Below are 16,315 nucleotides of genomic sequence, written 5' to 3'. Positions count from 1 at the left end.
ATGACGTCGATCAGGGGTAGTCGACACTGACGTTTTCGCTGCTCAGCCACTCGCGCAACGCGGCCAGCAGATCGTCCTCGAGACGCACCCGATTGGCGTCACCAAACGCCAGTTCGCAGGTCGCCTCGCCGTTGTGGTAGGCCAGCCGCACCGGGCAGTTGCCCGGCGTATACGGCGCCAGCAGGCTGCGCAGGCGTTGCGCCGCGGCGCTGGCGTTGGCGCCACTGGCGTGGCCGTTGAGCGACAGGCGAAGATGGCGGGCAAAACGGCCGCGCGCCTCGGCAAGCGTCAACAGGCGCTCGGCGACGACCTTCAAGCGGCCTTCGCCGGCAAAATCGTCACGCTGCACCTTGCCTTCGACGATCAGTACCTCGTCCTCCCTGATCTTGGCGCGTTCGGCGTCGAGCAGCTTGCTGAACACCGACACTTCGAGCGAACTGGTGCCGTCGTCGAGCTGGATGAAGACCATCTTGCCGCGCGCAGTGAACTTGCTGCGCACGCCGACCACCAGCCCGGCGAGGAACTGCGGCTCCTTGCGCGCCTCCAGCGCGGCCAGCGGCTTGCGCGCAAAGCGCGACACCTCGGCCTGCAGCTCGTGAAAAGGGTGACCGGAAAAATAGAAGCCGAGGGCGATCTTTTCCTCGTTGAGGCGCTGCCTTTCGCTCCACCGCGGCACTTCGACGTAACGCGCGCCATGCGCTCCACCGTGCGCGTCGTCACCGCCGTCGAGGACGTCGAACAGGCTCACCTGCATGGCGTTGCGCTCGGCCTGCTCGGCGGCTTCGATGGCGATGCCGACCGACGCCAACAGGCGCGCACGATGGTCGTCGAGTGCGTCGAAGGCACCGGCACGAATCAGCGCCTCGATGGTGCGCCGGTTGACCATGCGCTTGTCCGAACGGCGACAGAAATCGAAGAGATCCTTGAACGCACCCCCTGCTGCGCGGGCGTCGAGAATCGTATTCACCGCCTGCTCGCCAGTCCCCTTGACCGCGCCCAGTCCGTAGCGAACACGGGTGCGATCGACCGGCGTGAAGCGATACTGCGAGGCATTGATGTCCGGGCCAAGAATCTGCAGGCCGTTACTGAGCGCGTCGTCGTGGACGATCTTCACCGAGTCGGTGTTGTCCATGTCCGACGACAGGGTCGCCGCCATGAAGGCCGCGCAATGGTGCGCCTTCAGCCAGGCCGTATGGTAGGTGATCACCGCGTAGGCGGCGGTGTGCGACTTGTTGAAGCCGTACTCGGCGAATTTTTCCATCAGATCGAAAAGCTGCATGACCAGCTTTTCGTCATAGCCCTTGAGCTTCGCGCCATCGCGCATCATGCCGCGATGCTTGGCCATCTCCTCGGCCTTCTTCTTGCCCATCGCACGGCGCAAGAGATCAGCGGAACCGAGCGTATAGCCGCCGATGATCTGCGCGATCTGCATCACCTGTTCCTGATAGACGATGACCCCGTAAGTCGGTTCGAGGCAGGCCTTCAGGTCGTCGATGAAGTAATCGATCTTCTGCTGGCCCTTCTTGCGCAGGATGAAGTCGTCGACCATTCCCGAGCCCAGCGGACCCGGCCGGTACAGCGCGAGGACGGCGATGATGTCCTCGAAACGGTCGGGCGCCAGCTTGCGCACCAGCTTCTTCATGCCCTCCGATTCCACCTGGAAGATGGCGGTGGTATTGCCGTCCTTGAGAATCTGGTAGGTACCGGGATCGTCGAAGGCCAGCGTCGCCAGATCGGGGCGCTCGCCGCTCAGCTGCTCGACGTATTTGAGCGCCAGTTCGATGATCGTCAGGTTGCGCAGGCCGAGGAAGTCGAACTTCACCAGGCCGATTTTCTCGACGTCGTCCTTGTCGTACTGCGAAACCACCGAGCCGCCACCGTCGGCCGAATAGATCGGGCAGAAGTCGGTCAGCTTGCCGGGGGCGATGAGCACGCCGCCGGCGTGCATGCCGACGTTGCGCGTCAGGTCTTCGAGACGGGCGGCGAGGTCGAAGAGGTCCTTGACCTCCTCTTCCTCGTCGATGCGCGCCTGCAGTTGCGGTTCGGCGAGCAGCGACTTGGCCAGCGACAGCGGCTTGTTGGTCTCCACCGGGATCAGCTTGGAAAGCTGGTCGCAGAAGGTGTACGGCAAATCGAGCACGCGCCCGACGTCGCGGATGACCGCCTTCGAAGACATGGTTCCAAAAGTGACGATCTGCGAAACCGCCGCCGCGCCGTACTTCTCGCGCACGTATTCGATCACCCGCCAGCGATTGTCCTGGCAGAAGTCGATGTCGAAGTCGGGCATCGACACCCGCTCGGGGTTGAGGAAGCGCTCGAAGAGCAAGGCGTAGCGCAGCGGGTCGAGGTCGGTGATTGCCAGTGCGTAGGCGACGACCGAACCGGCGCCCGAACCCCGCCCGGGTCCCACCGGGCAACCGTTGTGCCGCGCCCAGTTGATGAAATCGGCAACGATCAGGAAGTAGCCGGGGAATCCCATCGCGACGATGGTGTCGGTCTCCAGCTGCAGGCGCGCGTCGTAGGCCGGCCGCTGCGCGGCGCGCTCGGCGGCGTCGGGGAAGAGCTGCTGCAAGCGGACCTCGAGGCCGGCGACGGCTTCCTGGCGCAGGAAATCAGCCAGCGTCACGCCCTCCGGAGTCGGAAAGTCCGGCAGGTAGCTCTTGCCGAGCGTGATCTGCAGATTGCAGCGCTTGGCGATCTCCACCGCGTTCTCGAGCGCTTCGGGAAGGTCGGCGAAGAGCGCGACCATCTCGGCGGTGGACTTGAAATACTGCTCTTCGGTGTACAGCTTCGGGCGGCGCACGTCGCCGAGCATGTAGCCCTCGGCAATGCAGACGCGCGCCTCGTGCGCCTTGAAGTCGTCGCGTTCGAGAAACTGGATCGGATGCGTGGCGACCAGCGGCAACTCGAGTTCGGCCGCGAGATCGGCGCTTGCGGTGAGCAGAAACTCCTGTTGCGGCTGGCCGTAGCGCTGCACTTCGAGATAGAAAGCACCCGGGAAAAGCTGCTCCCAGCGGCGTGCGCAAAGCGTCGCCTGATCGACCTTTCCCTGCAGCAGCGCTTCGCCAATATCGCCGGCAGCGGCGCCCGAGAGCGCGATCAGACCATCGACGCCCACCTCGTGCAGCATGCGGCGGCTGACCTCGGCGCGTCCGCGCACGCGCGGCGCCAGGTAGGCGCGCGACAGCAACTCGCACAGTTGCCGGTAGCCCTGCCCCGAACGCACCAGCAACAGCAGTCGATACGGACGGTCGGGATCGGCTTCGTTGGCGATGAAGACGTCGCTGCCGAGCAGCGGCTTGATCCCCTTGCCACGCGCCGAAGAGTAGAACTTGACCAGACCGAAGACGTTCGCCAGGTCGGTGAGCGCCAGGGCCGGCATGCCGTCACTGGCCGCACGGGCCAGCGCATCACCGAGACGGACGATGCCGTCGGTAACCGAATACTCGCTGTGCAGACGAAGATGGACGAACGGGGTTTCAGGCATCGCGCCATTTTACGCCGACGTGGCACGCTGAACGCGACCAAGCTGACGATCGTGTCGATCGCCACGCGAAGGCGGCCACCCGGGAAGGCGGCCGCACGCCGGCCCGCTCGTCATTGCGAGGAGGCGCGGGGGGTGGCGACGAGGACCGCCCCGGCATGGACCCTGCGAATTTCAGCCACCACCGGAATTTCGCGCTGCTTTCAGCAGTCGCCAAGAGTCGTATCAGGAATGCAGCGCCGCGCTAGTCCTGGTTGACCCAGTCGATGATCGGCTGCCACTGCTCGATGTCCTTCGTCGTACGCGACGCGGCAAGATCGAACATCGTCATCCCGTGCAGCGCCGTCTGCACGTAGAGCTGCGTATTGCGCAGGTGGGTCAGCACCGGCAGCTCGAACTTCTCCAGGAAGCGCTCGAGCTCGGCGGCCGCTCGCGTGCGCGGGTCGACCCGCATGCCGACCACGGCGACGAAGGTCTGCTCCTTGCGCACCACCTTCTCGGCCAGCAGCGCCTCGAGAAAGTGACGGGTGGCGAGCATGTCGAAGAGCGACGGCTGCACCGGAACGAGCACCCGATTGACGTGCCTGATGACGTTCTCGAGCGCTTTTCCGTGCAAGGCCGCCGGGGTATCGAGGACGACGTGCGTCGTGCCCTTCGGTGGCCGGGCGGTCTTCCCCGGCTCGATGTCCCAACTGCGAATCTCCGGCAGCGCGCGCGGGCGCATGCGCAGCCATTCCCGCGACGACTGCTGACGATCGACATCACCGAGCATCACCTGATGTCCGCTGCGCGCGAGGTGGCCGGCGAGATTGATGGCCAGCGTCGATTTCCCGGAACCACCCTTTGGATTGGCTATCAGGAACGATTTCATTCTTCTTTTTCCTTGTCGTCGGTCGTTTCGAGTCGGTGAAGCTTCTCACGAACCAGGTTGATGTGCTCGCGCAAAGTGTACAGCAGGTCGGTAAAAGCCAGCGGTATGCTGCGCGTACTGGCGTCTTCCTCGATACGGTCGAGGCGAGCCACGTAGTCCTGGTGGCGAAGCGGGTCGTAGTGGTGACGCAGGTCGTTTTCCAGGAATTTCAGGTCGCCGTAGCAACGAAAGACCTTCGAGCGCACGCGCCAATTGTAGATCGCCGGCGCCAGCTTCAGCAGCGGCAAGGACAGCATGATCAGCGGCAGGGCCATCACGAACAGGCGCTCGACGAGTACCGCCAGCCAGAACGGCAGGTAGCGCTGCAGGAACGGCGGCCCGGACTCGTAATAGCGGCGGGCGTCGTCGGAGAGCACCAGGCTGTGGTCCTTGTAGGCCGGGAACTCGCCGGCGTGCTGGAAGAAGCCGCCCTTGCCATTGACTTCGGTCATCGCCTGCAACAGCAGGTTGGCCAGCGCCGGATGCAGATCGTCGCGAACGACGACGTTGGCCGTCGTCGCCAGCAGCACCGTATCCTGCGGCGGCACGTCGCGCACCAGATCGACGACCCCCTGCGGCAGGACGATTTTCGACAGGAAGGGGAAAAGGCGCAGATAGGCGTCGGCCTGGCTGAAGCTGACCACGCTCAGCCCCGACGAACGCAGGAGCACCTGCACCACCGGCGCCTCCTGTGCGGCAACGACAAAGGTGGCGTCGATCTGGCCCTGCTGCAGCGCCTCGGCGGCAGCCAGGCTGGCCATCGGCAGCAGATTCCGGCTCTGCGCGGGAATGTCGTTGGCGGCAAGCAACTGCAGGGCCAGGCCACGGATACCGCTGCCCTCCTCGCCGATGGCAACGCGCTGCCCGGCGAGCTGGTAGAGCTTGTCGATCGGTTCGGCGCCGCCGTAGAAGACCCACACCGGTTCGTAGGAAACGCTGCCCAGGGAACGCAGGCGCGTCGATTCGGGGTCGTCGGCGGGTGGCACGATGCCGCCCTGAACGAAGGCAATGTCGGCTTCGCCGCTCTCCAGTCGCTGCAGGTTCTCGAGCGAACCCGCCGAGGTCATGACCTCGAGGGTGATCCCCTTTTCTGCCAGCAGCGGCGCGTAGCGCTGCGCGTAGGCATAGTAGGCGCCTGCCTCGCTGCCGGTGCTGATGGTCATCTTGCGCGGCGGCTCGGGCTCGACGAACTGATAGGCCACGATCAGGCCGATCGCCGTGATCAGGACGATCGGCCAGGCCGTGGCAAGGAGGTAACGAACCGCAACCAGCCTGGCGCGCAAGCGCTCCATCACGGCAGGAGAATGGTCGACCCGGTATGCTTGCGCGCCGCCAGGTCACGATGTGCCTGGGCCACTTCGGCGAGCGGATAGCTCTGGTTGACCTCGATCTTGACCTTGCCCGCAGCGACCAGGTCGAACAACTCGGCGCCCAGCTCGGCCAACTCGGCGCGCCTGGCGATGTAGTGCATCAGCGTCGGCCGGGTCAGGAACAGCGATCCCTTCTGCGACAGCAGCAACGGATCCAGGGGCGGCACCGGTCCAGACGCGTTGCCCAGGCAAACCATCATTCCGCGCGTTTTCAGGCTGTCCAGCGAAGCGGCGAAAGTATCCTTGCCAACGCCGTCATAGACCACCGCCACGCCTTCGCCACCGGTGATCTCGCGCACCCGGGGTGCAAACTCCTCGCGCGCGTAGTCGATCACGTGGTCGCAGCCGTGGGCCTTCGCCAGCGCCGCCTTGGCCTGGTTGGAAACGGTGCCGATGACCGTCGCTCCGAGCGCCTTGGCCCACTGGCAGGCGATCAGTCCGACGCCGCCGGCAGCGGCGTGGATCAGGACGCTGTCTCCGGCCTGCACGCGATAGGTGCGGCGCAGCAGATAGGCGCTGGTCAGGCCTTGCAGCATCATTGCCGCGGCGGTGCGAAAACCGATCGCCTCGGGCAATTTCAGCAAGCGGTCGGCGGGCAGGCAACGCAGCTGACTGTAGGCGCCGACCGGACCACCGGCGTAGGCGACGCGATCGCCGGCGCGCAATTCAGTGACGCCATCGCCGACCGCTTCGACGACTCCCGCCCCTTCCAGACCGAGTCCGCTGGGCAGCGGCAGCGGATAGAGTCCGCTGCGATGGTAGGTGTCGATGAAGTTGAGTCCGACTGCTTCGTGCCGTACCCGCGCCTCGCCGGCAGCCGGTTCGCCAACCGCTACTTCTTCCCAGCACATCTCTTCCGGTCCACCGGTCCGATGAATGCGAATGGCAAAAGGCATGGCGAAATCCCTCCGTGGTTAGGTCTGACAGTCTAGTGCTGCGCCCACTTTTTGAGCAAGCGCAAAAAAACGCCGTCCAGGCTGCCACTTGCCCGCTGCGGCAACAGGCAGTCCACAGGCTTGTCCACACAATCGGTGCGCAACTGCGAAACGAAGGCCGAAGCGGGCAGCGCCAACGCGCAAACTGTGGACAACCGGCTGCAACTCAGGCGGGCGTCAGTTTGGCGTACTCCAGTGCCAGCCACTTCATGCCGCCGGAGCCGAAATTGACCTGTACGCGGGCCTCCGGCCCGGCCCCTTCGGTGGACACGATGACCCCCAGGCCAAAGCGCGTATGGCGCACATTCTGACCAATGCGCAGACCGTTGGTCGCAGCCGGCTTCGGCCAGCCGGCGCCAGCGGCAGGGCGTGGCGCCGCGGCCGGCGCGCTGGCGACAGCGCGGTTGATTCTGCGCAGCAATTCCACCGGCAGCTCTTCAAGGAAGCTCGAAGGCAGGCAGTAGCGCGTTTGCCCGTGCAGCATGCGCGTCTGCGCATGGGTCAGGTAGAGGCGCTTGCGTGCGCGCGTCACGGCCACGTACATCAGCCGGCGCTCCTCCTCGAGGCCTTCGCGCTCCTGCGCCGCGTTCTCGTGTGGAAAGAGGCCCTGCTCGAGGCCGGTAATGAAGACGATGTCGAATTCGAGGCCCTTGGCCGCGTGCACGGTCATCAACTGGATGGCGTCCTGCCCCTCGCCGGCCTGGTGCTCGCCCGCTTCGAGCGAGGCGTGCGCGAGAAAAGATGCCAGCGGACCTCCATCCGGAACCGCTTCCTCGCCGTCGACAGCAGGCCCGCCATCGTCGTGCACAAAACCGGCCGCCGCGTTGATCAGTTCGTCGAGGTTCTCGAGCCGATCCTGGCCTTCCTTCTCGGCCAGATAGTGCTGGCGCAGGCCGCTGCGCTCGATGAGCCGGTCGATCACTTCCGGCAGGGGCAGATCCTTCGTCTCGGCGCGCAGGCTCTCGATCAGGGCGATGAACCGGGCCACCGCGCTGCCCGGCTTGCCGGCGAGACTGGCGGCGGCGTTGTACAGGCTGGAGTTGGTCTGTCGGGCAGCTTCCTGCAGCGCCTCGATGCTGCGACCGCCGATCCCGCGCGTCGGGAAATTGACCACCCGCGCGAAAGCCGTATCGTCGTCGGGATTGGCCAGCAGGCGAAGATAGGCGAGCGCGTGCTTGATCTCCTGGCGATCGAAAAAGCGCAGGCCGCCATGAACGCGGTAAGGCAGACCCTCGGTGAACAGCTGGTGCTCGAGTACCCGCGACTGCGCATTCGAACGATAGAGGAGCGCGATCTGCTGGCGCGAAACACCGTTGCGGACGAGCTCGCCAATCTCCTCGACGATGAAACGTGCTTCGGCGATATCCGAATAGCCCTCGAAAACGCGAATCGGCTCGCCGGCGCCGGCTTCGGTCCACAGGTTCTTGCCAAGGCGACCGCGGTTCTGCTTGATCAGCGCGTTGGCGGCGTCGAGGATATTGCCGTGCGAACGGTAGTTCTGCTCGAGGCGGATCACCTCCGGCAGCTCGAACTCACGCTGCAGGTCGTGCATGTTGCCGATCTCGGCCCCGCGGAAAGCGTAGATCGACTGGTCGTCGTCACCGACCGCGAACAGGCAGGCGCCGCCTCCGGGAGTGTCCGGCTTGCCGCTGCCGCGTCCGGCGAGCAGCTTCAGCCAGGCGTACTGCAGGCGGTTGGTGTCCTGGAATTCATCGACCAGGATGTGCCGGAAGCGCGCCTGATAATGCTGGCGAAGGGGTTCGTTGCGCTGCAGAAGCTCGTAGGAACGCAGCAGCAGCTCGGCAAAATCGACCACACCCTCGCGCTGGCATTGCCCTTCGTACTCGGCATACAGTTCGACGCGGCGGCTGGTATAGGCATCGTAGGCTTCGGCCTGTGCGGCGCGAATCCCCTGCTCCTTGTGCGCGTTGATGAAGTGCATCAGCTCGCGCGGCGGATACTTCTCGTCGTCGATGTTGAGGTTCTTGAGCAGGCGCTTGATCGCCGCCAGCTGGTCTGCGGAATCGAGAATCTGGAACTGCGCGGACAAGCCGGCCTCGCGGTGGTGAGCGCGCAGGAAACGGTTGCACAGACCGTGAAAGGTGCCGATCCACATGCCGCGGGTGTTGATCGGCAGCAACGCCGCCAGGCGCGCCTGCATTTCCTTCGCCGCCTTGTTGGTGAAGGTCACCGCCAGAACGCCCTGTGCACCCACCTGTCCGGTCGAGATCAGCCAGGCGATGCGGGTGGTCAACACCCGCGTCTTGCCGCTGCCTGCTCCGGCGAGGATCAGCGCGTGCTGCGCCGGCAGGGTGACCGCGGCGAGCTGCGGCGGATTGAGATGGGCGAGCAGATCGGACATGAATCGGGATTCCCTGGCAAGTAAGCCGCGATTATAGCCGGCAGCTACGACCGTCCACCGGGAGGGCCTGTCGCGCGAGTGGCGTTGCGCGACGGCTCTTTCGCGACTCGGTTTTGGCCCCCTCTCCCGGCCTGCCGACATTTGCCGGCGTTTGTGATTACCGTCCGCGGTGAATATACTCGGGCTGTCGTTCCCCGACCCCCCGGCTGCCTGTCGCACTTTGTGGCAGGCAGGGAGGTCGAACCCACTCAACCCGGCCTGGATTGGTGCGAGCTGCGCGAGACCCCTCGTGCAGCCCGAGGGCTGAACCGCGGAATGGAGGGCGTTCTCATGGCGTCAAGCACACAGAGAAACACGACATCCGGCTGGCAGGCATTGCGGCAGCCGCTCGCCAATGGCGGCGCATTCATCGTTTTCCTTCTCGTTCTCTGCTTCGCCGTCAGCGGCTGTGCGTCGATCACGCTCGGCGTCGTGCAGGGCGGGCAACTGGTCGACGGCGGGACGATTGCCGGGGTTGACATCGTTCGCAAGGGCGCCCGCGCGCAGCCAAAACATAATATGGCGCTGGAGACAGGTGACGAGATCCGGACCGACGCGCTTTCGACCGTCGTGCTCACCTTTGCCGAGGGCGCGAGGGTTTACGTGCAGCCGAACACGCACGTCCGCCTGGGTTCGATCTTCGTTTTCATCGGCGAGGTCCTGGTCAAGGCCCGGGGCCTGTTCAAGGTCAAGACCGAGTACGCGACGGCCGCCTCGGAAGGCACCGAGTACCTGGTACGGGTGGACCCCGAGGCGCGCGTCAGGGTCGTCGTCGCCGAAGACCGCGTCGCGCTGACTTCGAACGCCGGCCAATGGCCCAGAGCTTCGCTGGGGGTCGGGCAGGCGGCGGCCCTCGTCGGCCCGAACCTGCTCGAAGTCGGGCGGGCGGGTATCGGCGAAGTCGAACAGATTCGCAGCCGCATCAGCGACCTCGACAAGCTGGTGCCCAACACCGCCAACCTCGGGACGGCGGCGCTGGCGGCGGGAATATTTGCCATCGGCGTCGGCGTCATGAGCGGCCGCTCGGGCGATGCTCACGACAGCGACCGGCCGCCGCCGACCCATGGCGACCGCGTGCAGTGATGCGCCGGCACCCTGAGCGGCCGCAGCAGGCGCTGGGAAGGCCTTGCCGTCGTCCACCGGCGAACGACTGAAGGCGGGCGCAGCGTCAGTGGCCGAGAACGCGTCGCGGATTTTCATCAGCTATCGCCGCGAAGACAGCATCGCCTACGCCGGACGGCTCTACGATCACCTGAGCGCGCACTTCGGTGCCGAACAGGTGTTCATGGACATCGGCCAGATCGACGCCGGCGACGATTTCATCACCGTGCTCGACCGCGAGATCGACGCCTGCGACGTGGTCATCGCACTGATCGGCCCCGGCTGGCTGAAGGCGAGCAACGCCAGTGGCCGGCGCCTCGACCAAGCCGACGATTTCGTTTGTCACGAACTCGCGGCGGCGCTCAAACAGGGCAAGCGCCTGATCCCGGTGCTCGTCGGCGGCGCGACCATGCCCGACGCCAGGGAGCTGCCGGCGGCGATCGCGCCGCTGGCGCGTCGCCAGGCGCACGCGCTCGACGACAAGCGCTTTCAGTTCGACCTCGACGCGCTGATCCGCAGCATCGAGCGCCGGCCGTCCCTGCTCAATCAGTTCGTGCAACTGATGAATGCCGAACGCCTGCGCAGATGGCGGCACTACAGCGCCGCCGGCATTGCCGTGTCGATGCTGTGCTTTGCCTGGGTACAACTGTTCGACCTGCTGGGAATCGATACGCGCATTGAAAGCTACACCATGGCCCTCGGCGACATGGTCGCCAGCGTGCCGGTCAGCGAACGCATCGTGATCGTCAGTTTTGACGAGAAGTCCGAAGCGCGGCTCGGCAAGTTCGGACCCGACTGGCGCCGTGAGCACGCGCGCGTGATCGACCGGCTGGTCGACGCGGGCGCGCAGGTGATCGTCTTCGACGTCTATTTCGAGAAAGCGAATCCGGCCGACGGCGAGCTGCTCGCGGCCATCGCACGCGCCCGACAGCGGGGCAGCCAGGTGATCGTCGGCGTCAATCAGCTGCTCGACCAGGAACCGGCGGCGATTCCCGGGCTGGCCAGGGCGGTCAGCGCCTGGGGCCTGCTGTGCGTCGGCGGCCGACTCGGCTACGCGTCGATCGCGCCGCTCGCCGTGGTCAAGTTCGCCGCTGCGGCGAATTCCGGGCCAACACCGGTCGAACGCATCAGCGCCAGGATCGGAGCCCTGGGCGCGCTGGCGGTCGGCGGCACGACGCTGGCCGTAGACGAGCAGCTGCGCGAACTGACGTTGGTCAGCGCCGCCGGCAGGACGATCTGGCGCGGGCCACTGAAACCGGTCCGGACGAGCGTCGAAGACTCGGGACAGGCGCGCAACGAGTGCCCGCTGCTGGCCAGCGGCGACCGGGTCGCGGAGGTTCTGATCCGCCTGGCGCCGATCGGCACCTGGCGTCAGCCGCCGCGTCGTTACGACTACGAGCAGATCAGTGCGCCGGCGGCGACACTCGCGCCCGGCGAGCTGGCCGGGAAAATTGTCCTGATTGGCGACGGCCGTGCCGGCCGGGACCACTTCCAGGTTCGCCGCGGCGCTGGCGGGGAGTTTCGCCACGGCGTCGAATTGCACGCCGACATCGTCAATAATCTTCTCCAGGGGGTCCATGTGCGCGGCCTGGATCCCTTGCTGCAAGTCCTCGCCATGGCTGCGCTGGCGGTTGCCGGCGGCTGGCTGCGCCTGTTCAGGCCAGCCATGCGCGCGCTCTGGCGGCGCTTGCTGCTGGTCGGCTGCCTGCTCGCCTACCTGGCGCTGACGGTGCTGATCTACGTCCAGTTCGGGGTGCTGTTCAACACCGCCTACCATATCGGCGCCTTCCTGCTCAGCTACTGGCTGCTCGGCAGGCTCAGCACGACAGCGGCCTCCGCCCGCCCGGCCTAGGGCGCTGCCGCGGCTTGTGCGCGCAGCATTCTGTGGCAAGATGACCCGATGCGCGCACTTGAGAGCTTATCGACGGTCGACTGGCTGGCCCTCTCAGCCTTCCTCGCTTGCTGGGGCGGCTATACCTGGTTTTCCGAGCATAGTCGCTGGTGCTGCAAGGGCCTGATCGGACACCTGCACAGCTACCGGCAGGAGTGGGCGTACTGCATGCTCGAACGCGAATTGCGCATGAGCGACGCGGCGCTGATCGGCAACCTGATGGGCAGCGTCTCCTTCTACGCCAACACCACCATCTACATCATCGCCGGCCTGGTCGCGGCGATGGGCGCAGCCGACCAATTGCTGAAGTTCTCCGCCGACCTGACGCTTGGCGGAGCGGGCAGCCGCGAACTGCTGGAAATCAAGCTGATGCTGGTGCTGGCCAGTTTCGTCTATGGCTACTTCAAGTTCACCTGGGCGCTGCGCCAGTTCAACCTGCTGTCGATCCTGATCGGCGCAGCGCCATTGGGACAGCGCGACGACGCACAGGTCGAACGCTACGCGCGCCGCGTGGCCGGCGCCCACAACCTGGCCGGCGACGACTTCAATCGCGGCATCCGTGCCTACTACTTCGGACTGGCGGCATCCGGCTGGCTGCTCAGCCCGGTGGTCCTCGGCGTCCTTTCGCTGAGCATCCTGATCGTCCTCTATCGACGCGACTACCGCTCGGCGACGCTCGACGTCCTGCGCCCGGAACCTTGAAGCAGTGAGCGCTGACCGCCAGGTGGCGGGCATCGGCTTCGGCCTGCTGGCCTACGGCATGTGGGGCTTCTTTCCGCTCTTCTTCCGCCAGCTGTCGCACGTCTCGCCAATGGACGTGCTCAGCAACCGCGCCGCCTGGGCCTTTCTCTTCGTCGGCGCGCTACTGACGCTGCGCGGACAGTGGGGCAAGGTGGCGACGGTTTTCAGAACCTGGCGCCACCTGGCGATGCTGGCCATTGCCGCGCTGCTCATCGGCACCAACTGGCTGGTCTTCCTGTGGGCCGTCGCCAACCAGCGGGTCGTCGCCTCGAGCCTGGGCTATTTCCTGACCCCGCTGGTGAGCGTCCTCCTCGCGCTGCTGGTACTCAAGGAACGACTGAACCGGCTGGAGTGGATTTCGGTGGCCCTGGCGCTGATCGCCATGGCCAACGAGATCGTCGCTCTTGGCAGCCTGCCCTGGGTGTCGCTGGTTCTCGCCGGCACTTTCGGCACCTACGGCCTGGTGCGCAAGAAACTGCCGGTAGACTCGATCTCCGGGCTGTGGCTGGAAACCCTGGCCATGCTGCCCGTCTGCGCGCTGTATGCGCTGTGGCAGGCAGACAACGGCCATGCCGTATTCACTGGCCACGACCTGACCACGGCCCTGCTGCTGGCTTGCGCCGGTGCGCTCACGGCGCTGCCGCTGATGGCCTTCGCCGCCGCCACGCAGCGCCTCGACCTGGCCAGCGTCGGGATGCTGATGTATATCAATCCGACGCTGCAGTTCTTCACCGCGGTCTGGATCTTCGGCGAGCCGATGCAGAGTGAGCGATTGGTGAGTTTCGGCTTGATCTGGCTCGGCCTGCTGGTCTTCAGCTGGAGCGCCTGGAAGAAATACCGCCAGGCGGCCTGACAGGAGCTGCTGGCTCAGCGGCGCGCCAGCCGCTGCGGGCCGAGCGTTGCGGCAGAAAAGCCGAAATCGGCGAGATGCGCCGGAATCGGCTCGCCACGGAGCAGGGCCGCACAACTCTCGCCCATCGCCGGCGACGTCTGAATGCCGTAGCCGCCCTGGGCGGCGAGCCAGAAGAATCCCGGGCTGAGCGGATCGAAGCCGCCGACCAGATCGCCATCGGCGACGAAGGATCGCAAGCCGGCCCAGCGGTGACTGGGGCGACGAATGCTCAACGTCGTCACACGTTCGATGCGGTGGATGCCGGTGGCGGCGTCCAGCTCTTCGGCTTGAACGTCGTGCGGTGGAACCGGGTCGGCATTCGCCGGCGAGCCGAGCAAGAGGCCGGCGTCCGGCTTGAAATACCAGTCTTCCGCGATACCAATGGTCAGCGGCCAACAGGCCGTGTCGAGGTCTTCCGGCGGCGCGAAGAGAAACGCCGATCGCCGCCTGGGCTCGAGTCCGATCGGCGCCACGCCAGCCAGTGAGGCGACCTGGTCCACCCACGCACCGGCCGCGTTGACCAGCACCGGCGCGGCATAGGTCTGGCCGCCGGCAGCGAGCCACCAGAGGTCGTCCCGACGCTGCGCGGCGCTGACTTCGGCGCCGCAAACGACGGCGCCAGCCCCCTGGCAAACGCCACGCAGGTAGCCCTGATGCAGGGCATGAACGTCGATGTCGGCGGCGCCGGGGTCGAAGATGGCGCCGATCACCTGTTCCGGGCGCAGAGCCGGCACCATGGCGCAGACCTCCGCGGAGGAAAGCAGGCGCAGCGTATCACCGCGGGCAGAAAGCGTTTTCCATCGCGCGCGCAAGAGCTCTTCCTGGCCGCGCGTGGCGACGATCAGGGCACCACGCGACGAGAGCAGCGGATGGTCGCTGAATCGCTTCGGAGGCGAGTCGAAGAACGCCCGGCTGGCCTGCGTCAGAGCCCGTACCTGCGGCGTCCCGTAACTCTCGGCGAAGAGCGCGGCCGAGCGACCGGTCGCGTGATAGCCGGGCTGCTCCTCGCGTTCGAGGACGATTACCCGGGCGTGGCGAGCGAGCCAGTAGGCGACCGAAGCGCCGGCGATACCGGCGCCGACGATCAGGAAATCGGCTCGATTGCCGGCTGCGGCAGTGCTCATCCCTTTCACCCCTCTGCTGCTCTCTGCCCGGGAACGATCGCCCGCGCGCAGCAAGCTTGCCTGAGACGCTCGGCGTGGGTCAAGGCGACGGGGCAGGCAAGATGCCCGGCCCGACGATCCCGGTCGGCGTCGGGCAGCTGCTCCCCGGCAAGGGCGACTTCGTCAAGCACGCCACAAGAGCGTCGGGCGCGCCCTGCGGGCTGGCGGAGACAGCTTCACCAGCCCGCAGGGCGATGGCTCAGGGCTTCCAGTCGTGCAGGTCGCAGATCGCCTGCTCACCGGGCAGCATCCCCTTTGGCCCGTTCTCGCCGACGGCCGGCCGGCACAGGCGAGTGCTCTGCTCGTTGTCCTGCGCCGTCGAGCGCGCCCATACGGTCACCAGACCCGAGTTCTCGATGGTCTGATTGCAGCCGTCGATGGCGTAAAAGGCATGGATCGCGTTACGTTCGAAGTAGGTCAGCCACTCCTTGTCCGGGTCCTGGTTGGCGAACCATTTTTGCCATTTACCCTGCGAGCCGTCGATCGCCACCTGCCAGCCCTTTTCCTTGCGCTCCTGCGTGAATTGGTCGCTGTCCCAGTGCATGACCATGTACCTGTTCTGGTCGATGCACTGCGGCTTGGTCAGGGTCATGTAGATTTCCTGCGGATGGTGATAATGGTACGGGTACGAGGTGTTGAACAGCTGCACGGTCATGCCGATCTCGGCGCCAACCTTCTCGCCGTCGATCTCCTTGATGCGCAGGTTGCCCCACGGACCCATCACTTCGGCATAGAGATAGCCGCCGCGGAAACGGTCGCTTCCGGCAGCCGGATTCTCCGCGTAGAACGGTATCCAGCCCACTGAAGACCACAGCGTCGGCAAGCCGTTGATGCTGACATCCCGCTTCCAGTGCGGCCTGGTGTCGGTACGCGAGGTGACCGCGACGAAGTTCTCGTTGAGTTCCAGTCCCGCCTTGCCGATGTCCCCGCCCATTTTTGTGTAGTAGTCGGTGAGCAGCGGACGCTTGAGCCATTGTGCCGTCGGCGACAACTGCTGCACCTTGGCACTGGGCGTGTACAGCGCGAAGGCCGGATAGTCTTTTTGCGGATCGAAGCAGGCTTTCGCCTTCTCCGGCTCGGCGACGACTGCCTTGAGATGCTTGGCCAGCAGCTCCATGTCGCGATAGCGCATGATGCAGCGGTTCTGCTGTTTGCCGGTCGCCGATTGATAGGTCTGGATAGTCGCCTCGGCAGAATCCGGGCACTGGCCGCTCGGTGTCTGCAGCACCTTGAGGTACTCGTCGAGATAGATCAGCGACTCCTTCCAGAACTGATCGACCAGCTTTTGCTCTTCGCTACTGTACTGCCTTGGTTTTACATCGTCCTGACACTTGAAGTCGGCAGCCTGCGCCGACCCGCACGCGATCGTCGCCGCCACACCCAAACCAATCATCTTCTTCTTGCGCATTGTCTCGTCTCCTCACACT

Annotated in this window: 11 protein-coding genes; 4 read left to right on the top strand and 7 right to left on the bottom strand. The window is 65.6% G+C overall.

All coding sequences use genetic code 11. From position 1 onward, the window contains the following. Nucleotides 1-10: 10 nt before the first annotated feature. The 5 genes from dnaE to QZ613_RS00815 form a co-directional block, all read right to left on the bottom strand. Complete coding sequence (dnaE, locus tag QZ613_RS00835) at nucleotides 11-3,487, bottom strand: DNA polymerase III subunit alpha (protein ID WP_043567474.1); 3,477 nt, start codon at nucleotides 3,485-3,487, stop codon at nucleotides 11-13. Nucleotides 3,488-3,728: 241 nt separating this feature from the next. Then, nucleotides 3,729-4,355: a ParA family protein gene (locus QZ613_RS00830; protein WP_043567476.1), complete on the bottom strand. Its 627-nt coding sequence runs from the start codon at nucleotides 4,353-4,355 to the stop codon at nucleotides 3,729-3,731. Further along, on the bottom strand, nucleotides 4,352-5,686 hold the full coding sequence (locus tag QZ613_RS00825; protein ID WP_043567477.1) for a TAXI family TRAP transporter solute-binding subunit: 1,335 nt from the start codon (nucleotides 5,684-5,686) through the stop codon (nucleotides 4,352-4,354). The genes QZ613_RS00830 and QZ613_RS00825 overlap by 4 nt, the downstream gene beginning before the upstream one ends. After that, complete coding sequence (locus tag QZ613_RS00820) at nucleotides 5,686-6,660, bottom strand: quinone oxidoreductase (RefSeq protein WP_043567478.1); 975 nt, start codon at nucleotides 6,658-6,660, stop codon at nucleotides 5,686-5,688. Before QZ613_RS00820 ends, QZ613_RS00825 begins: the two co-directional genes overlap by 1 nt. Nucleotides 6,661-6,865: 205 nt before the next feature. Continuing rightward, nucleotides 6,866-9,061, bottom strand: a complete 2,196-nt coding sequence (locus tag QZ613_RS00815) for a UvrD-helicase domain-containing protein (RefSeq protein WP_043567481.1) — start codon at nucleotides 9,059-9,061, stop codon at nucleotides 6,866-6,868. Between the two features lie 330 nt (nucleotides 9,062-9,391). On the opposite strand from QZ613_RS00815, the gene QZ613_RS00810 reads away from it, so the two are divergent. From QZ613_RS00810 to rarD, 4 genes are read left to right on the top strand one after another with little or no spacing between them, the layout of a single operon-like run. Then, entirely contained in the window at nucleotides 9,392-10,183 is a 792-nt protein-coding gene (locus QZ613_RS00810; RefSeq protein WP_291863801.1) for a FecR domain-containing protein, read from the top strand. Between the two features lie 43 nt (nucleotides 10,184-10,226). Further along, the gene (locus QZ613_RS00805) at nucleotides 10,227-12,053 is read left to right on the top strand and encodes a CHASE2 domain-containing protein (RefSeq protein WP_291863803.1); all 1,827 of its coding nucleotides are present in this window, start codon (nucleotides 10,227-10,229) and stop codon (nucleotides 12,051-12,053) included. 48 nt (nucleotides 12,054-12,101) lie between these two features. Further along, nucleotides 12,102-12,794, top strand: a complete 693-nt coding sequence (locus QZ613_RS00800; RefSeq protein WP_043567486.1) for a DUF599 domain-containing protein — start codon at nucleotides 12,102-12,104, stop codon at nucleotides 12,792-12,794. A 4-nt stretch (nucleotides 12,795-12,798) separates the two neighbouring features. Then, nucleotides 12,799-13,686 carry an EamA family transporter RarD gene (rarD, locus tag QZ613_RS00795; RefSeq protein ID WP_043567487.1) on the top strand — a complete coding sequence of 296 codons (888 nt, stop codon included), beginning with the start codon at nucleotides 12,799-12,801 and terminating at the stop codon, nucleotides 13,684-13,686. A 14-nt stretch (nucleotides 13,687-13,700) separates the two neighbouring features. Here rarD and QZ613_RS00790 read toward each other — a convergent pair whose 3' ends face one another. Continuing rightward, on the bottom strand, nucleotides 13,701-14,849 hold the full coding sequence (locus QZ613_RS00790; RefSeq protein WP_043567488.1) for an FAD-binding oxidoreductase: 1,149 nt from the start codon (nucleotides 14,847-14,849) through the stop codon (nucleotides 13,701-13,703). 238 nt (nucleotides 14,850-15,087) lie between these two features. Further along, nucleotides 15,088-16,296, bottom strand: a complete 1,209-nt coding sequence (gene dddY, locus QZ613_RS00785) for a dimethylsulfonioproprionate lyase DddY (protein WP_043567490.1) — start codon at nucleotides 16,294-16,296, stop codon at nucleotides 15,088-15,090. Nucleotides 16,297-16,315 lie beyond the last annotated feature (19 nt).

It is taken from the genome of Candidatus Accumulibacter sp. ACC005 (assembly GCF_907163215.1).
In the GTDB taxonomy this organism is placed as follows: domain Bacteria; phylum Pseudomonadota; class Gammaproteobacteria; order Burkholderiales; family Rhodocyclaceae; genus Accumulibacter; species Accumulibacter regalis.
The sequence above is the reverse complement of the archived record's forward strand: the minus strand, read 5'-3'. Positions and strand labels throughout refer to the sequence as shown.